25 protein-coding genes are annotated in these 24389 nt (G+C 32.2%); 14 read left to right on the top strand and 11 right to left on the bottom strand.

Annotation, left to right across the window (positions count from 1 at the left end):
- Positions 1-313: 313 nt before the first annotated feature.
- A complete protein-coding gene (locus tag HMPREF3247_RS02440) occupies positions 314-1438 on the top strand; it encodes an FAD-dependent monooxygenase (RefSeq protein ID WP_000684141.1) in 1125 nt (374 codons plus the stop codon).
- 91 nt (positions 1439-1529) lie between these two features.
- Here HMPREF3247_RS02440 and HMPREF3247_RS02435 read toward each other — a convergent pair whose 3' ends face one another.
- The 3 genes from HMPREF3247_RS02435 to HMPREF3247_RS02420 all read right to left on the bottom strand — a co-directional run bounded on the left by HMPREF3247_RS02435 (position 1530) and on the right by HMPREF3247_RS02420 (position 4004).
- Positions 1530-2483: a 2-hydroxyacid dehydrogenase family protein gene (locus HMPREF3247_RS02435; RefSeq protein ID WP_000417016.1), complete on the bottom strand. Its 954-nt coding sequence runs from the start codon at positions 2481-2483 to the stop codon at positions 1530-1532.
- A gap of 361 nt (positions 2484-2844) precedes the next feature.
- The gene (locus HMPREF3247_RS02425; RefSeq protein WP_000737705.1) at positions 2845-3345 is read right to left on the bottom strand and encodes a CHAP domain-containing protein; all 501 of its coding nucleotides are present in this window, start codon (positions 3343-3345) and stop codon (positions 2845-2847) included.
- A gap of 236 nt (positions 3346-3581) precedes the next feature.
- On the bottom strand, positions 3582-4004 hold the full coding sequence (locus tag HMPREF3247_RS02420) for a DUF4870 domain-containing protein (protein WP_000206114.1): 423 nt from the start codon (positions 4002-4004) through the stop codon (positions 3582-3584).
- Between the two features lie 247 nt (positions 4005-4251).
- Here HMPREF3247_RS02420 and HMPREF3247_RS02415 point away from each other — a divergent pair, with 247 nt between their 5' ends.
- The 3 genes from HMPREF3247_RS02415 (at position 4252) to HMPREF3247_RS02405 (ending at position 7245) form a co-directional block, all read left to right on the top strand.
- On the top strand, positions 4252-5334 hold the full coding sequence (locus HMPREF3247_RS02415) for an NAD/NADP-dependent octopine/nopaline dehydrogenase family protein (protein ID WP_070866185.1): 1083 nt from the start codon (positions 4252-4254) through the stop codon (positions 5332-5334).
- Positions 5335-5428: 94 nt separating this feature from the next.
- The gene (gene nhaC / locus HMPREF3247_RS02410; protein WP_000977737.1) at positions 5429-6829 is read left to right on the top strand and encodes a Na+/H+ antiporter NhaC; all 1401 of its coding nucleotides are present in this window, start codon (positions 5429-5431) and stop codon (positions 6827-6829) included.
- Positions 6830-7002: 173 nt separating this feature from the next.
- Entirely contained in the window at positions 7003-7245 is a 243-nt protein-coding gene (locus HMPREF3247_RS02405; protein ID WP_001789136.1) for a hypothetical protein, read from the top strand.
- 16 nt (positions 7246-7261) lie between these two features.
- On the opposite strand, the gene HMPREF3247_RS02400 is transcribed toward HMPREF3247_RS02405, so the two are convergent.
- Positions 7262-8065, bottom strand: a complete 804-nt coding sequence (locus HMPREF3247_RS02400) for a CHAP domain-containing protein (RefSeq protein ID WP_000717381.1) — start codon at positions 8063-8065, stop codon at positions 7262-7264.
- 610 nt (positions 8066-8675) lie between these two features.
- Here HMPREF3247_RS02400 and HMPREF3247_RS02395 point away from each other — a divergent pair.
- From HMPREF3247_RS02395 to sarR, 4 genes are all read left to right on the top strand, one after another.
- A complete protein-coding gene (locus HMPREF3247_RS02395; RefSeq protein ID WP_000131836.1) occupies positions 8676-10631 on the top strand; it encodes a helix-turn-helix transcriptional regulator in 1956 nt (651 codons plus the stop codon).
- Positions 10632-10657: 26 nt separating this feature from the next.
- On the top strand, positions 10658-11401 hold the full coding sequence (locus tag HMPREF3247_RS02390) for a SarA family transcriptional regulator (RefSeq protein WP_000032848.1): 744 nt from the start codon (positions 10658-10660) through the stop codon (positions 11399-11401).
- A gap of 63 nt (positions 11402-11464) precedes the next feature.
- A complete protein-coding gene (locus HMPREF3247_RS02385) occupies positions 11465-11791 on the top strand; it encodes a PH domain-containing protein (protein WP_000599587.1) in 327 nt (108 codons plus the stop codon).
- 427 nt (positions 11792-12218) lie between these two features.
- Positions 12219-12566, top strand: coding sequence for an HTH-type transcriptional regulator SarR (gene sarR, locus HMPREF3247_RS02375; RefSeq protein ID WP_000036076.1), 348 nt, complete (start codon positions 12219-12221; stop codon positions 12564-12566).
- A 188-nt stretch (positions 12567-12754) separates the two neighbouring features.
- Here the strand turns inward: sarR and HMPREF3247_RS02370 are convergent, their stop codons facing one another.
- Genes HMPREF3247_RS02370 through HMPREF3247_RS02340 form a run of 7 tightly spaced genes read right to left on the bottom strand, consistent with a single transcriptional unit; the run spans position 12755 to position 17803 of the window.
- The gene (locus HMPREF3247_RS02370) at positions 12755-13591 is read right to left on the bottom strand and encodes an urease accessory protein UreD (protein ID WP_000344349.1); all 837 of its coding nucleotides are present in this window, start codon (positions 13589-13591) and stop codon (positions 12755-12757) included.
- Positions 13591-14205, bottom strand: a complete 615-nt coding sequence (gene ureG / locus HMPREF3247_RS02365; RefSeq protein WP_000002973.1) for an urease accessory protein UreG — start codon at positions 14203-14205, stop codon at positions 13591-13593. The genes HMPREF3247_RS02370 and ureG overlap by 1 nt, the downstream gene beginning before the upstream one ends.
- A 12-nt stretch (positions 14206-14217) precedes the next feature.
- A complete protein-coding gene (locus HMPREF3247_RS02360; protein ID WP_000565255.1) occupies positions 14218-14907 on the bottom strand; it encodes an urease accessory protein UreF in 690 nt (229 codons plus the stop codon).
- The gene (gene ureE / locus HMPREF3247_RS02355; RefSeq protein ID WP_000634589.1) at positions 14900-15352 is read right to left on the bottom strand and encodes an urease accessory protein UreE; all 453 of its coding nucleotides are present in this window, start codon (positions 15350-15352) and stop codon (positions 14900-14902) included. Before ureE ends, HMPREF3247_RS02360 begins: the two co-directional genes overlap by 8 nt.
- A 12-nt stretch (positions 15353-15364) precedes the next feature.
- A complete protein-coding gene (gene ureC / locus HMPREF3247_RS02350; protein ID WP_000008673.1) occupies positions 15365-17080 on the bottom strand; it encodes an urease subunit alpha in 1716 nt (571 codons plus the stop codon).
- The gene (locus tag HMPREF3247_RS02345; protein ID WP_000612128.1) at positions 17077-17487 is read right to left on the bottom strand and encodes an urease subunit beta; all 411 of its coding nucleotides are present in this window, start codon (positions 17485-17487) and stop codon (positions 17077-17079) included. The genes ureC and HMPREF3247_RS02345 overlap by 4 nt, the downstream gene beginning before the upstream one ends.
- A 13-nt stretch (positions 17488-17500) precedes the next feature.
- Positions 17501-17803 carry an urease subunit gamma gene (locus HMPREF3247_RS02340; RefSeq protein ID WP_000545928.1) on the bottom strand — a complete coding sequence of 101 codons (303 nt, stop codon included), beginning with the start codon at positions 17801-17803 and terminating at the stop codon, positions 17501-17503.
- A 259-nt stretch (positions 17804-18062) separates the two neighbouring features.
- Between HMPREF3247_RS02340 and yut the strand changes: the two genes are divergently transcribed.
- The 6 genes from yut to HMPREF3247_RS02310 all read left to right on the top strand — a co-directional run bounded on the left by yut (position 18063) and on the right by HMPREF3247_RS02310 (position 24284).
- The gene (gene yut, locus HMPREF3247_RS02335) at positions 18063-18968 is read left to right on the top strand and encodes an urea transporter (protein WP_000691094.1); all 906 of its coding nucleotides are present in this window, start codon (positions 18063-18065) and stop codon (positions 18966-18968) included.
- Positions 18969-19146: 178 nt separating this feature from the next.
- Positions 19147-20301 (top strand): acyl-CoA dehydrogenase family protein, encoded by a 1155-nt coding sequence (locus HMPREF3247_RS02330; protein ID WP_000999206.1) that lies wholly within the window; start codon positions 19147-19149, stop codon positions 20299-20301.
- Between the two features lie 213 nt (positions 20302-20514).
- Positions 20515-21423, top strand: coding sequence for an ABC transporter substrate-binding protein (locus HMPREF3247_RS02325; RefSeq protein WP_000735036.1), 909 nt, complete (start codon positions 20515-20517; stop codon positions 21421-21423).
- Positions 21424-21820: 397 nt separating this feature from the next.
- The gene (locus tag HMPREF3247_RS02320) at positions 21821-22762 is read left to right on the top strand and encodes a nucleoside hydrolase (protein ID WP_000163416.1); all 942 of its coding nucleotides are present in this window, start codon (positions 21821-21823) and stop codon (positions 22760-22762) included.
- A 120-nt stretch (positions 22763-22882) separates the two neighbouring features.
- Positions 22883-23437: a biotin transporter BioY gene (locus HMPREF3247_RS02315; RefSeq protein WP_000208737.1), complete on the top strand. Its 555-nt coding sequence runs from the start codon at positions 22883-22885 to the stop codon at positions 23435-23437.
- 76 nt (positions 23438-23513) lie between these two features.
- Positions 23514-24284: a GNAT family N-acetyltransferase gene (locus HMPREF3247_RS02310; protein ID WP_000146745.1), complete on the top strand. Its 771-nt coding sequence runs from the start codon at positions 23514-23516 to the stop codon at positions 24282-24284.
- The last annotated feature ends 105 nt before the right edge of the window (positions 24285-24389 follow it).

The following is a 24389-nucleotide window of genomic DNA, read 5'->3' as shown; positions in this document are numbered from 1 at the left end:
TTCGAAATTCTCTGTGTTGGGGCCCCTGACTAGAGTTGAAAAAAGCTTGTTGTAAGCGCATTTTCATTCAGTCAAATACTGCCAATATAATATTATAGACCCTAGGACATTGATTTATGTCCCAAGCTCCCACATCATTGTTACAAATGTACATGATGTAAATGAATATTGCTGTCTAAATGTGCATGTAATATACAATGGTGCAGATAATACACTTAAGTCCTTAAAAATGAAACGTTAGTTCCAAGAGTCATTTTTAAACAATAGTGCATGTGATAAAATAGAAAAGAATGAAAAATATAGAGGTGACAATATGAAGATAGCAATTATAGGTGCAGGCATCGGTGGATTAACAGCTGCTGCATTATTACAAGAACAAGGTCATACTATTAAAGTCTTTGAAAAAAATGAGTCAGTTAAAGAAATTGGCGCTGGGATTGGTATCGGAGATAATGTGCTTAAAAAACTAGGTAATCATGACTTAGCTAAAGGTATTAAAAATGCTGGGCAAATCTTATCTACAATGACAGTGTTAGATGACAAAGATCGCCTGTTAACTACTGTTAAATTAAAAAGTAATACATTGAATGTGACGTTACCACGCCAAACATTAATTGACATTATTAAATCTTATGTAAAAGATGACGCAATATTTACAAATCATGAAGTCACGCATATAGATAATGAGACAGATAAAGTTACCATACATTTCGCGGAACAAGAAAGTGAAGCATTTGATTTATGTATTGGTGCTGATGGAATTCATTCTAAAGTGAGACAATCTGTAAATGCTGACAGTAAAGTATTATATCAAGGGTATACATGCTTTAGAGGTTTAATTGATGATATTGATTTAAAGCATCCGGATTGTGCAAAAGAATACTGGGGAAGAAAAGGAAGAGTAGGTATTGTTCCGTTATTAAATAATCAAGCATATTGGTTCATTACAATTAACTCGAAGGAAAACAATCATAAATATAGTTCGTTTGGTAAACCTCATTTGCAAGCATACTTTAATCACTATCCAAATGAAGTTAGAGAGATCTTAGACAAACAAAGTGAAACAGGTATCTTATTGCATAATATTTATGATTTGAAACCACTCAAATCTTTTGTTTATGGTCGTACTATTTTACTAGGAGATGCAGCACATGCGACAACGCCTAATATGGGGCAAGGTGCTGGACAAGCAATGGAAGATGCTATCGTATTAGTAAATTGTTTTAACGCATACGACTTTGAAAAAGCATTACAGCGTTATGATAAAATACGTGTCAAACATACTGCAAAAGTAATTAAGCGTTCTAGAAAAATCGGTAAAATTGCCCAATATCGTAGTCGTTTATTTGTTGCAGTTAGAAATCGTATTATGAAAATGATGCCAAATGCATTAGCAGCTGGACAAACTAAATTCTTATATAAATCGAAAGAAAAATAATACAACAATATGAAAACCCCCGTATGTTGAAACGAGAGCTCAACATATGGGGGTTCTTGTTTTTATAATGTTATTATAATAAATTCAATTATTAGTTAACGACAAATTGTGGTTTCTCACCTTGAACGGCACTAATTGCAGCATTAGCAACAATTTTAGACATCATGTCACGTGCTTCAAATGTAGCATTACCAATATGCGGTGTTAATACTACATTATTAAGTGATTTTAAGTCATCGGTAATATCTGGTTCAAATTCATATACATCAAGTGCAGCACCTTCAATTTCATTATCTTTCAATGCTTGCACTAGTGCTTGTTCGTGCACGATTGGACCACGAGAGGCATTGATTAAATACGCCGTAGATTTCATCATTTTAAATTGTTCTGTATCAATTAAATGATGCATTTTAGGATTATAAGCAGCGTTGATAGTGATAAAATCTGCATTCTTTAATAGTGTATCTAAATCTACATATTTTGCACCGATTTCTCGTTCTTTTTCTTCTTTGCGATTAGGTCCTGTGTATAGTACATCCATGTCAAATGCTCTTGCACGACGCGCTACTGCACTACCAATTTCACCTAAACCGATAATGCCGATTGTTTTCCCAGATACTTCTCTACCTCTGAAAAATAAAGGTGCCCATCCATCAAATCCAGTTGTACGTGATAATTGGTCCCCTTCAACAATACGACGCGCTACTGCAAGTACTAATCCAATTGTTAAATCGGCAGTCGCGTTTGTTGATGCTTTAGGTGTGTTTGTAACATCTATACTTTTTTCTCGGGCATACTCGATATCAATATTATTAAAACCAGCGCCATAGTTGGCAATGATTTTTAAGTCTTTACCAGCATCGATAACATCTTTATCAACGTTTGTAGATAATAAACTAATTAAGGCAGTCGCGTTTTTAACACCTTTAATTAAAGTGTCTTTATCGACTAATCCTTTACCTTCATACATTTCAACTTCAAAATGTTCTTGTAAAAGTTTTAAACCTACTTCTGGTATTGCACCAGCAACATAAACTTTTTCCATAAAAGATCACTCCTTTTATCTTAGTATAGTAGAAGATTAGACAGTATACAACTATGTCATGATGTCTTGTGTATCAATGATGTAAGCGCGTACTTTTGATGGAGGTGATATAACTTAGGCACTGTAGAACTATGAATATTGTAATGTGGAAAAACTGGATCAATTAAATTAGATAACGTAGTTTTAAAGTTAATAGTATTAGAAAAAATTAATATTTTGAATATGGGAGGAAATATAAATAAGTAGGTGGCAACGAAAAATAGCAAAAAAAGAGCTTCTCCTATAAAGGAAAGCTCAAAGTTTTTTGATGACATATGTACTAGAATTAAGTTTCAAGACAATATGTATCATCGTGTTTATATTAAATATGGATGTAGTTGTAGTTACCTGCTTCACTTGCAGAAATAGTTCTAGAACTTACTGAGAAAGGTCCGCCACTATAATTCATTTCTGAAATTGTAACTGAACCATCACTGTTTACACTTTCTACATATGCAACGTGACCAAATGGTCCTTCAGAAGATTGTAGGATAGCGCCTTTAGAAGGTGTATGATTTACTGTGAATCCAGCACCTTGTGCAGCAGCAGCCCAATTATTAGCATTTCCCCAAGTAGAACCGATTTCTCCGCCTACTTTATCATATACATACCAAGTACATTGTCCTGCAGTGTATAAGTTACCGGAATGTGAAATTGATGATGTAGTTGTCGTAGTTGTTGTAGTCGTTGTAGTTTGAGTCGTGTTGTAGTTATAGTTGTTGTAATTTGTATAATTTTCAGCAGCATCTGCATGATGTGCTTGACCTACTAATGCTGTGCCGATTCCTGCTGTTAACGTAGTTGCTGTTACTAATTTTTTCATGAATAAAGTCCTCCAAAGTTCTATATCTTTTTTTATAAATAAAACGTAGCGACTGTTTTATTCTCACATCTCGAATTGATGACAATAGTTACTTTAACAAAATTAATGCTTCTTGTGGGGAATGTTATTGATTTGTAAAAGAATAAAAAAACTTTGACTAATTTTGTAATAAAAATTAGTCAAAGTTACAATGAGATTAACAGATAATTAATAGGAAATATTTATTTGTAATATGTTTAAATAAATCGAATTGTTAAAGGTATTACATATTCTTGACCATTATAATATTTGACACACGCAATAATTGTGAATACAAAAGATAATATTGAGAAAGCGAATATGGATAAAATACCGATAAATGTAATGATGAAACCTATAATGATAATGAAACTAATATCGGTAGCAATTAGGAAAACGCCTATTAAAGTGATAACGACTAAAACGATAGACCAAATAATATAAGAAATCGTATAGTTAAGATAATTTTTTCCAGCACGATCAACTAGTTTCGATTCATCTTTTTTCAATAACCATATAATCAGTGGACCAATAATAGATGTGAATAAACTTAATAAATAGATAAGCATCGCCATAATGTTCTCATCATTGGATTTGCGATTCGGTTGATGATTTGTTACGTCGTTCATTTCAGTTGTCATATTAGACACTCCTTTGAAAATTGTAATATTATCTTTAACTATAACAAAATATAATCAAAAATAAACATGTTTATTAAACAATTATTAAAAATAAAAATAATTGGTGGACGTCGGCGTTTAAATAGGTTAATTTAAGGTTATATATACTTAACATTTATAATGATGCGTAATGAATTCGCATCATTTTTATATTGTCTTACGTATAATTTGTTTTTAATTTTAACCAAAGATAGAAAGAGGGTTGTTTATGAAAATAGCAATTGTAGGATCAGGAAATGGCGCAGTTACGGCAGCAGTAGATATGGTGAGCAAAGGCCACGATGTTAAATTATATTGTCGTAATCAATCTATAAGTAAGTTTCAAAACGCAATCGAAAAGGGCGGATTTGATTTTAATAATGAAGGTGATGAACGTTTCGTAAAATTCACTGATATTAGTGATGATATGGAATATGTTTTAAAAGATGCTGAAATTGTTCAAGTGATTATTCCATCTTCATACATAGAGTATTATGCTGATGTAATGGCAGAGCATGTAACTCATAATCAGTTGATATTCTTCAACATGGCTGCAGCAATGGGGTCAATTCGTTTTATGAATGTTTTAGAAGATAGACATATTGAAACAAAACCACAACTAGCGGAAGCTAATACGTTGACGTATGGTACGCGTGTCGATTTTGAAAATGCAGCAGTTGATTTATCTCTAAATGTACGTCGTATCTTCTTTTCAACATATGATAGAAGCTGTCTAAATGATTGTTATGACAAAGTTTCAAGTATTTATGATCATTTAGTAAAAGAGGAAAGCTTAATTAAAACAAATCTTGAAAATGGTAATCCTGAAGTGCATCCAGGACCAACATTATTGAATGTCGGTCGCATTGATTATGCTGGCGAGTTCGCTTTATATAAAGAAGGAATTACTAAACATACAGTTAGATTACTTCATGCAATCGAATTAGAACGTTTGAATTTAGGCCGTAGATTAGGTTTTGAATTATCAACAGCTAAAGAATCACGTATTGAACGTGGTTATTTAGAACGTGATAAAGAAGATGAACCATTAAATCGTTTGTTTAATACAAGCCCAGTATTTTCACAAATTCCAGGACCAAATCATGTAGAAAGCAGATATTTAACTGAAGATATTGCATATGGTTTAGTACTATGGTCAAGCTTAGGTCGTGTTATTGATGTACCGACACCAAATATAGATGCAGTAATTGTAATTGCATCAACCATTTTAGAGAGAGACTTCTTTGAGGAAGGCTTAACAGTTGAAGAAATTGGTTTAGATAAGCTTGATTTAGAAAAATATTTAAAATAAATGATGGCTTGAAGATAGAAAAGGATATAGCATTATGCAAAAGCAATAAATTGAAGAAAAGAGGTTTCTCATCAATAAGCGAAGGGGACGATAGATGATGAAAAGAAAACCCACCTTTTTAGAATCAATTTCGACAATGATTGTAATGGTTATTGTTGTTGTAACAGGCTTTGTGTTTTTTGATATTCCAATTCAAGTATTATTAATTATTGCCTCAGCATATGCCACATGGATTGCAAAACGTGTAGGCTTAACATGGCAAGATTTAGAAAAAGGCATTGCAGAACGTTTAAATACTGCAATGCCTGCAATTTTAATTATACTAGCGGTAGGAATTATAGTAGGCAGTTGGATGTTTTCTGGCACAGTGCCAGCCTTGATTTATTATGGCTTAGATTTATTGAATCCAAGCTATTTTTTAATATCAGCCTTTTTTATAAGTGCTGTTACATCTGTAGCAACTGGTACAGCATGGGGCTCTGCATCAACTGCAGGGATTGCACTTATTTCTATTGGTAATCAATTGGGGATTCCTCCAGGGATGGCAGCGGGTGCTATTATAGCAGGGGCTGTGTTTGGCGATAAAATGTCACCATTATCAGATACAACTAATTTAGCGGCGCTTGTTACTAAAGTTAATATATTTAAACATATACATTCGATGATGTGGACGACGATACCTGCATCAATCATAGGTTTATTAGTATGGTTTATTGCTGGATTTCAATTTAAAGGGCATTCAAATGATAAACAGATTCAAACTTTGTTATCAGAGCTTGCACAGATTTATCAAATTAACATATGGGTCTGGGTTCCCTTAATTGTGATCATTGTTTGTTTGCTATTTAAAATGGCTACAGTGCCAGCTATGCTAATATCAAGCTTTTCTGCCATTATAGTGGGGACTTTTAATCATCATTTCAAAATGACAGATGGTTTCAAAGCAACATTTAGTGGTTTTAACGAATCAATGATACATCAGTCTCATATTTCATCCAGTGTGAAAAGCTTGTTAGAACAGGGTGGTATGATGAGTATGACCCAAATATTAGTAACGATATTTTGCGGATATGCATTTGCAGGTATTGTAGAAAAAGCAGGATGTTTAGAAGTCTTATTAACTACTATTTCTAAAGGCATCCATTCTGTAGGAAGTTTAATATGTATTACTGTTATTTGTTGTATTGCGCTTGTATTCGCTGCAGGTGTTGCTTCGATTGTAATTATTATGGTCGGTGTGTTAATGAAAGATTTGTTCGAAAAATACCAAGTCTCTCGTTCCGTTTTATCAAGAACACTTGAAGACTCAAGTACGATGGTCTTACCTTTAATACCATGGGGAACATCAGGTATTTACTATACGAATCAACTTCATGTCTCTGTTGAAGAATTTTTCATATGGACAGTACCATGTTATTTATGCGCAATTATAGCAATTATCTATGGTTTTACAGGGATAGGTATTAAAAAGTCATCGAATTCACGTTTAACTTAATGTGAGCGTGGAATATATATAATATGTTGAAACACTTTAATCATTTATAATTGTAGCGGTTATAATTTGAAAAGGTTTTAACTTAGAATAAATATCCTCTATACATATACTGAATATGTTTTGTAGCGGAACATGTTGATATATGTAATGTAAGTTTTATGTCATGATTTGTAATGACTAAATTAATTGAGAATTTGAAGGCAAGTATATTTGTAAGTACTTTAACTAAAAATTTATCAATGTATAGCCGATTTGACATGCCTAAATTTGGGTGTGTCAATGGCTGTATGTTGTTTATTCTTTATTACAGAGTGAATCGGATTGGTGAAAATCGAAATTTTGAGATTTTTACCAATTCGATTTTTTTCATAGAAATTAAAAAAGCCAACAAGGCTCTTGAAACCTTGTTGGCGTAAACATAGCCATCACTAATTAGTGAATGAAGTTATAACCAGCAGCTTGGCTAGCTGAGATTGTACGTGAAGTTACAACACCTGGGCCATAACCATAGTTCATTTCTGAAACTCTTACTGAACCATTGCTGTTAACACTTTCAACGTATGCAACGTGACCGTATGCACCTTGAGTTGTTTGCATAATTGCACCAGCTTTTGGTGTATTGTTCACTGTGTAACCAGCTCTTGCAGCTGCGTTAGCCCAGTTACTTGCATTGCCCCAAGTTGAACCGATTTTACCACCTACACGATCAAATACGTAGTATGTACATTGACCAGAAGTGTATAAGTTACGTCCTGAAGTATAACCACTTGAGATTGAACGGCCATTTGATGATGGAGCCATAGTTGTAGTTACTTGAACATTGTTGCTTGAAGTGCTGTAGCTTGCACCTAAACCACCAGTACGGTAGCTGTTTGTGTTGTAACTATTATAGTTATTGTAGTTATATGATTGATTATTATTTGAGTAGTTGTTGTAACGGCTGTAGTTATTGTAGCTATAACCGTTGTTGTAATTGTTATAGTTATTGTAACCATTGTAGTAGTAATAGCTGTAGTAGCCATTATCTTGGTTTAATTGACTTGGATGCCAGTTACCTTTCCATGTGTAATGGTAGTTACCTTGTGCATCAATAGTGTAAGTATAGCTATATGATGTTGGGTCATTTGGATTATAACCGTAGTTATCTTGCTCAGAAGCATGAGCTTGATTTCCTGATGCAATTGCGATTGTAGCGAATCCTGCAGTTGCGATAGTAGCTGTAGCGATTTTCTTCATTTTAAAAATATCCTCCTAAAAATTTTAAATCTAAAATATTTTCGTAATGTCCGTGTGACAAAATTAATGTTATAAGTTATCTCTCGTAATTAAACGACAAGAAAGACTATAACAGAAATTAGCGTCCTTGTGTGCTTTGTTAACGTTTTGTAATTTTTTGCTAATATCTTGACACAATAGAATTTTAAAAGTATAGAAATTTGCATTTTGCAAAACTTATAACTACGGCATTCTTTGTGAAAACTGAATGTTTCGAAAATAAGTCTGTTACAAATTTGTAATATTACTGAAAATTCTAAATGTATATTTTGTGCATAATATAGGACTTTTAATCAGAAAATGCATAAAAATTCGACACGAACGATCAAGTTTCTATGATTATGAAAGCTTTGGTATTTGGATGAAAATGTATATTTAATGGATAAAATATCCTAATTTAGCATAAAAAAATGTTTTAATAAAAGTATTATTTGATATAATCGATTTATGTTTTGTTACTGCTAAAAAAACATGTGGCGATATAATTGGTAGTGAATATTAGATGTTGACAATTGATTTGAGAAAGACAAACAGGAGTAAATCAATATATTTGTATATGTGAGGATGTAAGATGACAGATAATTATTCACTACATATTTATAAAAGTATGAAAATGAGTAGTGTGAAGGAAGCGAACTTAAAAATTATATATTGGCTACAAGGTACAGGTGTAGTTTCAATCAATCTACAACAATATGATGTAAAAAGAAATGATGTCACCGTTATTATGTTGAATGATTTGTATCAAATTGATGGTCATGATGATAGTGTATGTTGTGTTGTTGAAGTAAGTGCAAAGACATTTTTGAAGTTTATGAATGCAAACTATATGATGCGTGGCAAGATATTAACAAATGAGGTTGCTAGCACTTTTAGAATCTTGATTAAGTATTTAATCTACAGCAAAATTAAACAACAGTCTTATAATGCTAATGATAAGATTATTAATTACATGTGTGTTGAATTAATGTCATTAAATACATACGATGGTAGTCGTCATTTAGTAGCCGAAGAAGTGCACGATTATTTAACAAACAACCACCATAAAAAGATAAATAGGAAAGATGTCATTAATCAAGTTAGTATTACAAACAAAGCTTTAAGTGACATGTTTAAAGCGACACCTTATAGTAATTTTATTCAATATTTAAATCATATTAGACTGGAGCATTGCTTAATTGATATTTTAACTTCTAAGAAGCCTATTGAAGAAATCGCAAGTAGTCATGGTTTTAATCATTATTCTCGTTTTATACACCTCTTTAAAGAAACGTATGGTAACACTCCTAAATTAATTAGAAAAAGATATAGTCCAACATCTCATTCAATTAACCATTCCCAATTAGTTGAAATTGATAAAAATATAATTGAATTATTTGATGATACTAATCAAAGTTCTTCAAGTATGCGCGAGATTGATATACCTTTTGAGCCTACAAAAAGGAGTCAAATGTATCAACCTAAAAACATTTATATTAAAGGAAGTAATTTTTATTGGATGGATTATTATACTATTAAACAAATCATTCAAAGATTAGGTGTTAATCCTGAAAACTTGCATATAATTGTTACAATCGACACAAGCAATGAGCTATCGATTGAACAAATCACTTTATTACTTCAAAAGATAGTGAACTACAATGTAAATGTAGTATTTCGTATTAAACATGAATATAAGGAATTGTTAACGAGTACTGAAAGAGGCAAGATAGAAAAGCTAGTAGCCACAATTTTTAATATGACATTTGAGAGTAATAGATGTAAGATTGCATTTTTAATTAACGACTTAAATACTACTGCAATTCAAAAACTGAAACGCTTAATAGATAATTATATAGGAGTATTTGAATTAATATATCATCTGGAACCAAAAGAGTTGAATACGCGCTATGATAAAGAAATTGATCATCTAATAGACTATTTTATCTTACCGCTAAGACAAATAGAACAGGTGTCTATTGCATGTTCTAAAATTATATGTGATGTAGATTTGATTAATGAGAATAATGACTTAAAAGAAAAAATCACAATATCTGATTTTAATAAGGTTACTGAACTTTTGACAAATTATACTAAATTTCGAGGACTTATTATGCACATGTCAATTATAAGTGAAGCGAGCAAAGAAATAAATTTGACTAGATTATCAATATTCATTTTTATCATAAATATACTTAATCAATTACGAGGGATTGTTATTTATCAAAATGACACGATGATTGTAACGAAGTTCAAACATGAAGTACAATGTGTCATTTGTTTGCCAGCCGCATTGTTAAATGAGAATTCAGACGCTATACGTTTATCGTGTAAGGGTCTTCAACAATTTAGCCATGCTAAAACTAAACAAATTGTTTTAAGTATAGATAAAGATAATCATACTTCCGAAAATGGTGTACTTGTGAATGATATTATGCAACAACACAGTTATTGGAAAGCTAATTTTATAGAAAGAAATATTTATGATCATTCATTAATGGTCTCAAGCAATAGTATTGTTCATTTGAAATATCATCTTGAGATATAGGCATGGTTTAAGAGAGGTTTTTAAAGATGTCTAAATTTAAAGTTAAGCGTTTAACTGCACACATACTAATGTTGAAAGTCATTAATGATATGTTGAAATATTCATTTCATCTCACTTTGACTCAAGTGAAACTATTAAATCTATTAGTTAAATATGATAATTCTGATTCCAATAGCGCTTCAATAGATAGGTTATTAAAAATGAAAGAAATCCAATCTAAGATGGCACTTCTTCAAATGTTAAGTTATTTAAACAATCATCAATGGCTATTGAAAGGAAGAGATCAAAGGGATCAACGTAAATTGACTATTTCGATTAATAAAATGCATATAGATAAAATAGAATATATGAATAATGAGCTTAGTGACTATATTGAACGTTATTTTGGTCAATATACATTTGATTTTAGTTGTGACTATGTATCGTATTTATTGTCGTCACAAGAATTATTTCGAAATCTAAAGTGTTATTTAAATATGTGTCAATTAACATTAGAAGAGTTATACGTTTTAGGAATATTAAATCTGCATAAAGGTCAATTGACGGTTAAAGAATTACAGGGTGAATTCCATCACCCGATATTTGCGGTTAGCCCGATTTTAAAGTGTTTAATTTTGAAGGGATTAGTTAAAAAAGAGAGATGTGAATTAGATGAAAGACGTGTTATTGTAACAATCAAGCGAGAAAAGTTTTCTAAAGTCACTATGCTTATTCAAGCATGTTATAATTATCTTGAAAAGGGAATACAAGTTAAGCTTAATAATAAATAGTTAATCACTTGTATTTCATATACCTATGAAGAATAGTTTATAGTTTTAAGTGGGAGGGATATTATGATTTTAGATAATGTGAATCCAAATGATTTATTTCCAACTGAAAAAAAGGGTCCGTCAGTGCTAGGAATAATTGAGTATCAAGTTCAAGGTGAGAATGAATTTGAAGGGGCATTTATAGCAACAAATGAAAGATTAATTATGAATGTAGATATGAATGGCCAATTTTATTATAGAAGTATTAGTTATAATGAAATAGAGAAGATAGATTATGATGGTCAAACTATAATGTTCAAATTTAATATTGGTAATGTCCCAATGCATGATATTAAAAGTGCTAACGTTGAAATGTTTGTTGAATATGTAAAACAACATATGATAGTATAATGTCAATGTATGTAGGTTGATAAGAAGAGTTTGAATGATAACTCATTGCATTTAAAGATAAATGGCATGCGTTATGATTTAAAGCTCTTCTTTTTTTATATTTTATAAATTTTGTGAGCAAGCCATCCAATTAATATAAAAAATATCAAATCAAACACGTTGATATAGATTAAAATTTTAAAAGTTTACATATCAGTTAAGATACAAAATATTCAGACTAATAATTTTCAATTTGGCAAAATATCTTAAACATCAAATTATTATAAGAAATAAATGTATTTAACCATATTCTAGTAATAAAAATATTGAATTTTTATACTTATTTGTTTAGAATGAACTTTATAACATAGTTGGATAGAGTTTCGATTTAATAAATTACATGTGAACCTTGCTACAACAAGATGTGCATCAGAGGAGTGGTTTAATAATGAGTAAAATTAATGACATTAATGATTTAGTCAACGCAACATTTCAAGTTAAGAAGTTTTTCAGAGATACAAAAAAGAAGTTCAATTTGAACTATGAAGAAATTTATATTTTAAATCATATTTTAAGAAGTGAGTCTAACGAAATCTCATCTAAAGAGATTGCTAAGTGCTCAGAGTTCAAACCTTACTATTTAACTAAAGCTTTACAAAAGCTAAAAGATTTAAAATTGTTATCAAAGAAAAGAAGTTTACAAGACGAAAGAACAGTTATTGTTTATGTTACAGATACACAAAAAGCAAATATTCAAAAACTGATTTCAGAATTAGAAGAATACATTAAAAATTAAATCAAGGTTAATTGCGTTTAATAACATTGAACGATAACAATTTATTAAAACGAAGTTATTTATTCAGCATTGGGACATAAAATTAACTTAAAATTTAAATATTGAAGATGCTTTAATTAAAGTTAAAGACTAGCCATACCTTATTTCAGCTTATTAAGCTTGAAACAAGGTACACTAGTCTTTTTATTTTAATATTTTCTTAGAAAATCAAGTTTACGATCATAAATATTTTCTGCGATATAGCTTTGGATGGTTCCAAGTATTTTCTCTATAATTTGTGTGCGATAAGCAAAAATTCTAACTGCAAAACCATGTGTAGGCAATGGAGAAATAGCAACACGACAATCGAATGTATTGCTATAAGAACTAATGGTTTCATAAACTGAATCGATTAGTTTTTGGTTAACATCTTCGTGTATGAAGTAAGCAGAGCCATAATGAGAGTAATGTTCCATATAACCTATTTCATTGATCGATTGTTTATTAGGATTCAATAATAAATTATCATATGTGACTAACTCATCTTCAATATAAATTTCATTTATTAAATGCATATATTGATACTTGAAGGCTTCGCCAGTTTTTGAATAACCAGGAGTTAAAATATCAGTATAAAATAATGAACTAGAATTATTGAGATTGAACGTATTGTGTTGATAAAATTTAGCATTTTCATATGCGATGATTGGATCAGCGACATATTCTAAATATGCGTTATCTTTCAAATTAAAAGTTTGATACTGCTCAACATGATTGGAAGGTGTCTTGTATATTTTTGTTGCACCTTGAGATGTCAATGTCACTTTAGCGTTATCTTCGACATTCACATTCATACGGTAACGATCTCCATCTAAATAGCCACCACCTACATTTACTATATAAAATGTAGGAATGGTAGATTGATTTAGATAAACTGGACGTATCACTTTAAGTGCTTTTTCAAAGAAAATATCTCTTGATACTGATCGATTGCCATCGAAAAACACTGTTAAATCAAGTTGCCCAGTCCATTGTTGTTCATCCATTATGATAATCCTTTGAGTAAAGTGTCGCGTTCAATCCAATCGATAACTTCATCCAAACCTTCGTCGGTTTTTAAGTTAGTAAAAGTAAATGGACGTTTACCACGAAATACTTTAGTATCTTCAGCCATTTGTTCTAATGATGCACCTACATAGGGAGCTAAATCAGTTTTGTTAATTACAAAGAAATCTGACTTAATCATACCTTGACCACCTTTACGTGGAATCTTTTCACCTTGAGCAACATCGATAATATATATTGAAAAGTCAACAAGTTCTGGACTAAATGTTGCTGCTAAGTTATCGCCACCAGATTCTATGAAAATTAGTTCTATATCGTCATGACGTTCTAATAATTCGTCTATTGCTGCAAAGTTCATAGATGCATCTTCACGAATCGCAGTATGAGGACATCCACCAGTTTCAACACCAATGATACGACTTTCAGGTAGAACTCCTGAATTTACTAATATCTTTTCGTCTTCTTTTGTATATATATCATTTGTAATAACGCCGATACTCATTTCTTTTGAAAGACGTTTTACAACTTTTTCAATTAATTGTGTTTTACCTGCACCTACAGGACCACCAATACCAATTTTAATCGGATTTGCCACAATTATAACCTCCTATGATATGAAAATTCTAACATTGACGTTCTCATGCGCCATTTGATTTAGTTCTAAACCAGGCGCTGTCATGCCAAAATCTGCTTCTTTTAATTCGAAAATCTGCTTTCTTGTTCCTTCTATATAAGGAATCATGTGAGTAACTATCTTTTGACCAGCAGTTTGTCCAAGTGGAATAGCACGAACAGCATTTTGAGTTAAACTTGAAACATTTTGATATAAATAGTAATCAATAATCGTTTCAATATCTACACCTAAATGATGGCCTAGCATAGTAAAACAAATAGCTGGATTTAACTTTGCTTTCTTATCTTGCATTTGTTGATGATACCAAGCAATCCATGGGCTATTATAAAGTTCTAAAGCCAATTTAACCATGCGAGTCCCCATTTGTTTTGCACCAACACGTGTTTCTTTAGGTAAGTTTTGAACAAACATCAGTTTATCTATGTGTAATACTTTTTGTGTATCATCATTTTCCAATGCATCATAAACTAAACGCATGGCTAAACCATCAGAATAGGTAAGTTGCTCTTGTAAAAACATTTTTAACCAAGCAATAAAAGTATGATCGTCATGAATTATATTTCGTTGAATATATGTTTCAAGACCAAATGAATGACTGAAAGCACCTGTTGGAAACTGTGAATCACAGAACTGAAATAATCTTAAGTGTGTATGATCAATCATGAGAATGCCCTATATGTCTGAAAGCCTTATTAACTTTACGGTCTTCTCGAACATATGGGATGCCTAAACTTTTTAATAAATCTTCAACTAAATAATCATATTGTACTAGCATTTCAGTCTCTGTAAATTGTGCTGGCAAATGACGATTTCCTAATTGATGGGCTATATCTCCCATTTCTTGCAATGTTCTTGGTTGAATCACTAAAAGATCTTCTGAATTAACATCCACAATAATCATATTATGGTCATCTGCGTATAAAATATCTCCATATTGTAAGTCAATAGGTTGTTTTAAACGAATGCCTATTTCAGTGCCATGGTCTGTAACGACTCTTTGAATACGTTTAACAAGATCTGAATTTTCAAGGTATACTTTTTCGACGTGCTTTTGTTTTTCTGAATTTGACAAATTGGCAATATTGCCTTGGATTTCTTCAACAATCATTCTATGTTCCTCCTAGAATAAGAAGTATCTTTGAGTTAATGGTAACTCAGTTGCTGCATTACTTGTAATTTTTTCTCCATCTACATATACTTCATATGTTTGTGGATCAACGTCTAATTTAGGTGTTGCGCTGTTATTTTTCATATCTGCTTTAGATAATTGTCTAATATTTTTAACTGGACGCACCATGCGTTTTAAATTTAATGCACGATTGATACCATTTTCATAAGCAGTTTTAGACACGAATGTCATTGACGTACTTGTAAGGTTTCCGCCGTATTGACCATACATTTTACGGTACTTCATCGGTTCAGATGTAGGTATAGAACCATTTGCATCGCCATTTACGGCAGAGTTAATTAATCCGCCCTTTACAACTAATTCAGGTTTAACACCAAAGAAAATTGGATCCCATAAGACAATGTCAGCTAGTTTGCCCGGCTCGATAGATCCTACATATTCAGAAATACCATGTGTAATTGCTGGGTTAATTGTATATTTAGCGATATAACGTTTGATGCGATTATTATCATTATGTTCAAAATCACCATCTAAAGGACCACGTTGTTCTTTCATGCGATGTGCTACTTGCCATGTTCGTGTAATTACTTCACCTACACGGCCCATTGCTTGTGAATCGGAACTAATCATACTGAATACACCCATATCTTGCAGAACATCTTCTGCTGCAATCGTTTCTTTACGAATACGTGAATCTGCGAATGCGATATCTTCAGGAATAGCCGCATTTAAATGGTGAGTAATCATTACCATATCTAAATGTTCATCTACAGTATTATGTGTATAAGGCAAAGTTGGATTTGTAGATGAAGGTAAAATATTTGAAAATGCAGCGGATTTAATTAAATCAGGCGCATGACCGCCACCAGCACCTTCAGTATGGTACATATGAAGTACACGGTCTTTAACAGCAGCCATTGTGTCTTCCATAAATCCTGCTTCATTTAAAGTATCTGCATGTAATGCAATTTGAACATCAAATTCATCAGCAACATCTAATGCATGACTCAAAGCAGATGGTGTTGCCCCCCAGTCTTCATGTACTTTTAATCCAATTGCTCCGGCATTGATTTGTTCAATGAGTGCAGTTGGATTTGTTGCTTGTCCTTTACCTGTAAAACCGACATTAATCGGTAAACCTTCGGCAGCTTCTAACATTCTATGAATATGCCATGGACCTGGAGTTACAGTTGTTGCTTTAGAACCTTCTGAAGCACCAGTACCACCACCAATATGAGTCGTAATACCACTTTCTAATGCGACCTCTGCTTGTTCAGGATTAATAAAATGAACATGAGTATCAATACCACCAGCAGTGACGATTTTACCTTCAGCGGCAATGATATCTGTTGTTGAACCTATAATAATGTCGACATTATCCATTATATCTGGGTTGCCGGCATTACCTATGGCGAAAATATAACCATTTTTAATGCCTATATCAGCTTTAACCACTTTATCGTAATCGATAATAACGGCATTAGAAATGACAAGGTCTGCAACGTTCACGTCATCACGTGTTACACGAGGATTTTGCGCCATACCGTCTCTAATAGATTTACCACCACCAAAAGTAGCTTCTTCACCATAAACCGCATAGTCTTTTTCTATTTGAGCAAATAGATTCGTATCACCTAAACGAATGGAATCTCCAACAGTTGGACCGTATAAGCTCGTATATTGATTTTGCGTCATTTTAAAGCTCATGATCTTTTTCCTCCTTTTTTATTCACGTTTTCAGCACCGTTATCTCCGAATACACCTGCATATTCATCATTTTCATCAGTTGGGCGATAGACACGTGACTCATCGATAGGACCATTGACCATACCACGAAAACCAAAAATTTTACGTTTGCCAGCATATTCAACTAATTGAACTTCTTTTTTATCCCCAGGTTCAAATCGAACAGCTGCTCCAGCTGGAATATCTAAATGTTTTCCATATGCCATTTCACGTTCGAAATCTAATGCTGCATTTGCTTCATAAAAATGAAAATGTGAGCCCACTTGAATTGGTCGATCTCCTGTATTTTCAACTTCGATAACTGTTTCAGGATGATGGTTATTAATTTCAACCTCTGTACTTTTTGTAATAATTTCTCCTGGTATCATTTGACTGCCTCCTTTAAACAATAGGGTGATGTACTGTGATTAACTTAGTACCATCGGGGAACGTAGCCTCGATTTCGATATCTGTAATCATGTGTTCGACACCATCCATGACATCTTCTTTGTTTAGAATTTGTCTACCATAACTCATTAACTCTGCAACGGTCTTACCATCGCGTGCACCTTCTAATAATTCATCGCTGATTAAAGCTAATGCCTCAGGATGATTTAGTTTCAAACCACGTGCTTTACGACGACGTGCAACTTCCGCCGCCACTACAATCATTAATTTGTCTTGCTCTCGTTGTGTAAAATGCAAATTAAAACCCCCAATTTCATATTAGATACAATTTACAAAATTTATATTAATCCTAATTGTTGTGATAAACAAGTAATATACAAAGTTCAATGTGTAATTAGAAAATTATATTTTTAGCATATCCGCTATTGAAGCAAACAATCTAATCGAAAACAAATAGCGGAATATATTTATGTAAAAACCAAAATAGTTTTTAATATAACTTTTCATAGAATAGTAGTATATTAATGAGTAATGATTCAAAGGAAAGGTGAAAGATTTGAAGATAATAGATGTGCTTTTGAAAAATATATCTCAGGTTGTGTTAATTAGTAATAAATGGACAGGATTATTTATCTTAATAGGATTATTTGTTGCCGATTGGACAATTGGATTAGCGGCTATTGTAGGTAGCATCATCGCCTATACTTTTGCGCGTTTTATAAATTATAGTGAGGCAGAGATTAATGATGGGTTAGCTGGATTTAATCCAGTGTTAACTGCCATTGCGTTAACAATCTTTTTAGATAAGTCAGGATTAGATATTGTTATAACAATGATAGCAACTTTATTAACGTTACCAGTTGCTGCTGCAGTGAGAGAAGTTTTAAGACCATATAAAGTTCCGATGCTGACGATGCCTTTTGTCATTGTGACTTGGTTTACAATTTTACTTTCAGGACAGGTTAAATTTGTAGATACATCGTTAAAGTTAATGCCTCAAAACATTGAAACGGTTAATTTTAGCAACAATGATCGAATACATTTTATTCAGTCATTATTTGAAGGATTCAGTCAAGTATTTATCGAAGCGAGTGTAATTGGTGGCGTATGTATTTTAATCGGCATATTGATAGCATCAAGAAAAGCAGCACTCTTAGCTGTTATAGCTAGTTTGTTAAGCTTTATCATTGTAGCTCTATTAGGTGGTAATTATGATGATATTAATCAGGGATTATTCGGTTATAACTTTGTATTAATGGCAATCGCACTAGGATATACATTTAAAACAGCGATTAACCCTTATATTTCGACTTTTTTAGGTGTGTTATTAACAGTAGTGGTGCAACTAGGTACAACAACATTGCTTGAACCGTTTGGCTTACCTGCATTAACATTGCCATTTATTATCGTGACATGGATTTTATTATTTGCTGGTATTAAACATGACAAAGTAGATGCTTGATAGTTAAATCAAACCTAATATAGTTTAAGGTGTATTTTTATGGATAAAATTAAGTGCATACTTAATCGAATTATCAGTTTTCTTTTAATTGTTCACAGCACGTTCCTTTTTATTTTTAAAGTCGAGTGTTAAACTAGGAATAAATAATTTATATTGTGTGTTGTGTGGGGTGACTAATATGAATGATATGGATAATTCCTTTTTAATAACAACGGAAATTCAAAGAAAATGGATTGAAAAATTCAAAGTAATTAGAGATACATTTAAGGCTAAAGCTGAATATAATGATCAACATAGCCAATTTCCATATAAAAATATTGAATGGTTAATTAAAGAAGGTTATGGAAAATTAACGTTACCAAAAGCATATGGTGGTGAAGGTGCGACCATAGAAGACATGGTTATTTTGCAATCATTTTTAGGCGAACTTGATGGTGCCACAGCATTATCTATTGGTTGGCATGTGAGTGTCGTAGGACAAATTTATGAACAGAAATTATGGTCTCAAGATATGTTGGAGCAATTTGCTGTTGAAATTAATAATGGTGCATTAGTTAATAGAGCAGTTAGTGAAGCTGAAATGGGTAGTCCAACAAGAGGGGGAAGACCAAGTACACATGCTGTTAAAGCTGATGATGGGTATATTTTAAATGGTGTGAAGACATATACATCAATGAGTAAAGCACTAACACATATTATTGTTGCTGCTTATATAGAAGAATTAGAAAGTGTTGGTTTTTTCTTAGTGGACAGGAATTTGCCTGGTGTTGAAATTGCCGATAATTGGGACGTATTAGGTATGCGAGCGACAGAAAGTCATGATTTAATATTAAATGATGTAAAAGTACCATTAAAACATTTAGTGGAAACAGAGAAAAGTAAAGCGCCAAATGGTTGGATATTGCATATACCAAGCTGTTATTTAGGTATAGCACAAGCTGCTAGAAATTATGCTGTAGACTTTGCAATCCAACATAGCCCTAATAGTATTGAAGGAACGATTGCAACATTGCCAACTGTGCAACAAAATTTAGGGAAAATGGAAACGCTATTGTTATGTGCGAGACAATTTTTATGGAGTACAGCAAAAGGGTATCAACAATATAAAGATGACAGTCAGATAAGAAATTCAACAAGTGCGAGTAAAGTGATGGTAATGAATCAAGGGCTTGAAGTGATTGATTTAGCGATGAGAATAGTTGGTGCTAAAAGCTTAGAAATGAATCGACCATTACAACGTTACTATCGTGACATGCGTGCAGGATTACACAATCCACCTATGGAAGATGCAGCATATACAAATATTGCTAAGAGTATTACAGATACATTTTAAATTTAAAAAGGTAAATCGATCGTTGATTGGCATAAAGAGATGAAATTTGACGTTCGGATTTACCCTTTTTTGTGGGGATTTATAGGGATGTTAAGATATTTTGCTAAATTTTTTGCGAAAATAAAAAAATAAATAGCACTAGCTATTGTAAATGTATATGCAATCTTGTATAATTTTGGAATAATTGATAATCATTTTCAATAGGAGGAAATTATGAAAAAACTATTATTACCATTAATAATTATGTTATTAGTGTTAGCTGCGTGTGGGAACCAAGGTGAAAAAAATAACAAAGCTGAAACTAAATCTTATAAAATGGACGATGGCAAAACGGTAGATATTCCGAAAGACCCTAAACGCATTGCAGTAGTTGCGCCAACATATGCTGGTGGACTTAAAAAATTAGGTGCAAACATTGTAGCTGTAAATCAACAAGTCGATCAAAGCAAAGTATTAAAAGATAAATTTAAAGGTGTTACAAAAATTGGTGATGGCGATGTAGAAAAAGTTGCTAAAGAAAAGCCAGATTTAATTATTGTATACTCTACTGACAAAGACATTAAAAAATATCAAAAAGTAGCACCAACAGTAGTTGTTGACTATAATAAGCATAAATATTTAGAACAACAAGAAATGTTAGGGGAAATTGTTGGTAAAGAAGATAAAGTAAAAGCTTGGAAGAAAGATTGGGAAGAAACAACTGCTAAAGACGGTAAAGAAATTAAAAAAGCAATTGGACAAGATGCAACAGTGTCATTGTTTGATGAATTTGATAAAAAATTATACACTTACGGCGATAACTGGGGTCGTGGTGGAGAAGTATTATATCAAGCATTTGGTTTAAAAATGCAACCAGAACAACAAAAGTTAACTGCAAAAGCAGGTTGGGCTGAAGTGAAACAAGAAGAAATTGAAAAATATGCTGGTGATTACATTGTGAGTACAAGTGAAGGTAAACCTACACCAGGATATGAATCAACTAATATGTGGAAGAATTTGAAAGCTACTAAAGAAGGACATATTGTTAAAGTTGATGCTGGTACATACTGGTACAACGATCCTTATACATTAGATTTCATGCGTAAAGATTTAAAAGAAAAATTAATTAAAGCTGCAAAATAATTCAGCTATATAAGTTAGTGAAATGAGAGTCTGAAACATATCATCTTTTGATATTGTATTAGGCTCTTATTTTTATAGCTAGAAAGTTAGATATTTGTATTTTTTTAAATAATAAGTGCCGTTGTTATCGTTCAATTTAATTAATGATAGATTAGTATTATTATAGCTAAAGTAGTATACCTGAGAAAATAGCTCAATGTATCTCTTTATTGATAAGTTATATCATAATTATATTAGTGCATACTTTATGGAAGGGATATCAGGGAATGGCTATCAATAAAAGAAGAGGTTTAAAAGGATTACAACAGAATGTTATGATTTTGTAGAAAGATATATAACAACGTTTTATAAAAACATAATATTGTTAATGGAAAATGAAATGTAAGGGGGATTTCGAGTGACTAAGAAAGTTTATTTTAACCACGATGGTGGTGTAGATGATTTAGTATCTCTATTTTTATTATTACAAATGGAAAACGTTCAATTGATAGGGGTCAGTACAATTGGTGCTGATTGTTATTTAGAGCCATCTTTGAGCGCATCAGTAAAAATTATTAATCGTTTTTCAAATGAAGATATTCAAGTTGCGCCATCATATGAACGAGGAAAAAATCCATTTCCTAAAGAATGGCGTATGCATGCCTTTTTTATGGACGCATTGCCAATTTTAAATGAGCCAGTCAAACATGTTGCTTCAAATGTGAGCGACAAAGAAGCCTTTGAAGACATTATTCAAACTTTAAAGAGACAATCAGAAAAAGTAACATTATTATTTACAGGCCCGCTTACAGATTTAGCAAAAGCACTACAAAAAGATTCATCTATCGTTCAGTATATAGAAAAATTAGTTTGGATGGGTGGCACCTTTTTACCAAAAGGAAATGTTGAAGAACCTGAGCATGATGGTTCTGCAGAATGGAATGCATATTGGGATCCAGAAGCGGTTAAAATTGTTTTTGATAGCGATATAGAGATTGATATGGTTGCTTTAGAAAGTACGAATCAAGTACCGCTAACGTTAGATGTTAGACAAAGATGGGCGAATGAACGCCAATATACGGGCATTGATTTTTTAGGAGTAAGTTATGCAGCGGTACCACCATTAACACACTTTATAACAAATTCTACTTACTTTTTATGGGATGTTTTAACGACTGCTTATATTGGTAACAAGGACTTGGTTCATTCAATTGAGAAAAAAGTCGATGTAATAAGTTATGGACCAAGTCAAGGTAAGACATTTGAGTGTAAAGATGGGCGCAAAATTAATGTCATAAATCATGTAGATAACAACGCATTTTTTGATTATATAACTGCACTTGCTAAAAAAGTAAATTAACAGCTGTGTAGAATAATTAAGGTTTTAATTTATATAGAACAACTTATTGTAAACTTTTCATTTCTTAAAGTTTACAATGGTGCTATAATAATGGTCATGAAATACGAAAGGAAGTAAAAAATGACAACAAAACAGTTAGTATATACAGCTTTAATGACAGCGATTATCGCTATTTTAGGATTGGTACCGGTAATTCCACTACCATTTTCTTCAGTACCAATTGTACTTCAAAACATTGGTATTTTCTTAGCAGGTGTGATTTTAGGACGTAAATATGGCACATTAAGTGTTATCGTCTTTTTATTATTAGTAGTTGCTGGCTTGCCACTGTTATCAGGCGGTCGCGGTGGCATTGGTGTATTCGCAGGTCCTTCAGCAGGGTTTTTACTATTATATCCAGTTGTAGCATTCATGATTGGTGCGATTCGTGATAGATTCATCAATGAAATTAATTTCTGGATTTTATTCGTTGGTATTTTAGTTTTTGGTGTTATAGCATTAGATGTTATTGGTACATTGATTATGGGCATGATTATTAACATACCATTTACGAAAGCTATTTCAATTTCATTAGCTTATTTGCCTGGTGATATATTAAAAGCAATTGTAGCAAGTTTGATTGGTACAGCTTTACTTAATCACTCGCAGTTTCGTCAAATTATGGGATTAAAATAATCATATTTAAGTTAAGATAATAAAGTAATTGAATAAGTTGCTTTGAAATTTATAAAAGTGAAAGGAGTAGGTGTCAATGGCTAGTATAAGTATGTCAGATATATATTGTAACGGCACTATATTTGAAAATGACGACGAGCAGTTAATTTATTTAACGCCTTCTTTTCCACAACGATACACAAGCAACACATGGATATATAAAAAGACGCCTACCCAAGAGCGATGGCTGAAAGACTTAGAACGTCAACATCAATTACATACAAATCAAGGTTCAAATCATTATGCGTTTAGTTTCCCGGAAAATGAACAACTTGATAATCATTGGATGGCTATGTTTAAAGATATGAATTTTGAACTAGGTATTATGGAATTGTATGCCATAGAAAGTGATGCGCTTGCTAATTTGCCGCGTAACTCTGACGTTGAAATTGCCATCGTTGACGAGTCGCATATAGATGCCTATTTAAAAGTTGCATATCAGTTTAGTCTGCCATTTGGAAAAGACTATGCAGATGCACATGAAGAAATGGTAAGGGAACATTATCAAAAAGATGTGATTAAACGCTTAGTAGCTTATTTAAATAATGAACCTATTGGCGTTGTAGATGTCATTGAAAGTGAAAATTACATTGAATTAGATGGATTTGGTGTATTAGAACAATTTCGGCACCAAGGAATTGGATCTACAATTCAATCGTTGATAGGTGAATACGCCATATCAAAAAATCACAAACCAATCATATTAGTTGCAGATGGTGAAGATACAGCAAAAGATATGTATGCAAAGCAAGGTTATGTTTACCAATCATTTTGTTATCAAATATTAAAAGAAGATATTGGCAATTAACGATTGATGATAGGTTTGTATTAGAATAAAAAAGCAGTAAGCTGGTTTCGAGTAGAAATCAACTTACTGCTTTTTAAATTGTTTTGAGCTACTTATACTTATAAA

The organism is Staphylococcus sp. HMSC36A10, from assembly GCF_001838845.1.
In the GTDB taxonomy this organism is placed as follows: domain Bacteria; phylum Bacillota; class Bacilli; order Staphylococcales; family Staphylococcaceae; genus Staphylococcus; species Staphylococcus aureus.
This window is presented reverse-complemented; position numbering and strand designations above follow the sequence as displayed.

Bases quoted from the DNA above. Each gene is read 5' to 3' on its own strand.
- HMPREF3247_RS02310 (WP_000146745.1), top strand. From the start codon at position 23,514: ATGGCTAGTATAAGTATGTCAGATATATATTGTAACGGCACTATATTT.
- HMPREF3247_RS02390 (WP_000032848.1), top strand. From the start codon at position 10,658: ATGTCTAAATTTAAAGTTAAGCGTTTAACTGCACACATACTAATGTTG.
- HMPREF3247_RS02370 (WP_000344349.1), bottom strand. From the start codon at position 13,591: ATGGATGAACAACAATGGACTGGGCAACTTGATTTAACAGTGTTTTTC.
- sarR (WP_000036076.1), top strand. From the start codon at position 12,219: ATGAGTAAAATTAATGACATTAATGATTTAGTCAACGCAACATTTCAA.
- HMPREF3247_RS02330 (WP_000999206.1), top strand. From the start codon at position 19,147: ATGAATGATATGGATAATTCCTTTTTAATAACAACGGAAATTCAAAGA.
- ureE (WP_000634589.1), bottom strand. From the start codon at position 15,352: ATGATTGTTGAAGAAATCCAAGGCAATATTGCCAATTTGTCAAATTCA.
- HMPREF3247_RS02325 (WP_000735036.1), top strand. From the start codon at position 20,515: ATGAAAAAACTATTATTACCATTAATAATTATGTTATTAGTGTTAGCT.
- HMPREF3247_RS02405 (WP_001789136.1), top strand. From the start codon at position 7,003: ATGACTAAATTAATTGAGAATTTGAAGGCAAGTATATTTGTAAGTACT.
- HMPREF3247_RS02400 (WP_000717381.1), bottom strand. From the start codon at position 8,065: ATGAAGAAAATCGCTACAGCTACTATCGCAACTGCAGGATTCGCTACA.
- HMPREF3247_RS02440 (WP_000684141.1), top strand. From the start codon at position 314: ATGAAGATAGCAATTATAGGTGCAGGCATCGGTGGATTAACAGCTGCT.
- HMPREF3247_RS02415 (WP_070866185.1), top strand. From the start codon at position 4,252: ATGAAAATAGCAATTGTAGGATCAGGAAATGGCGCAGTTACGGCAGCA.
- ureC (WP_000008673.1), bottom strand. From the start codon at position 17,080: ATGAGCTTTAAAATGACGCAAAATCAATATACGAGCTTATACGGTCCA.
- HMPREF3247_RS02315 (WP_000208737.1), top strand. From the start codon at position 22,883: ATGACAACAAAACAGTTAGTATATACAGCTTTAATGACAGCGATTATC.
- HMPREF3247_RS02345 (WP_000612128.1), bottom strand. From the start codon at position 17,487: ATGATACCAGGAGAAATTATTACAAAAAGTACAGAGGTTGAAATTAAT.
- HMPREF3247_RS02395 (WP_000131836.1), top strand. From the start codon at position 8,676: ATGACAGATAATTATTCACTACATATTTATAAAAGTATGAAAATGAGT.
- HMPREF3247_RS02385 (WP_000599587.1), top strand. From the start codon at position 11,465: ATGATTTTAGATAATGTGAATCCAAATGATTTATTTCCAACTGAAAAA.
- HMPREF3247_RS02435 (WP_000417016.1), bottom strand. From the start codon at position 2,483: ATGGAAAAAGTTTATGTTGCTGGTGCAATACCAGAAGTAGGTTTAAAA.
- HMPREF3247_RS02360 (WP_000565255.1), bottom strand. From the start codon at position 14,907: ATGATTGATCATACACACTTAAGATTATTTCAGTTCTGTGATTCACAG.
- nhaC (WP_000977737.1), top strand. From the start codon at position 5,429: ATGATGAAAAGAAAACCCACCTTTTTAGAATCAATTTCGACAATGATT.
- HMPREF3247_RS02425 (WP_000737705.1), bottom strand. From the start codon at position 3,345: ATGAAAAAATTAGTAACAGCAACTACGTTAACAGCAGGAATCGGCACA.
- HMPREF3247_RS02420 (WP_000206114.1), bottom strand. From the start codon at position 4,004: ATGACAACTGAAATGAACGACGTAACAAATCATCAACCGAATCGCAAA.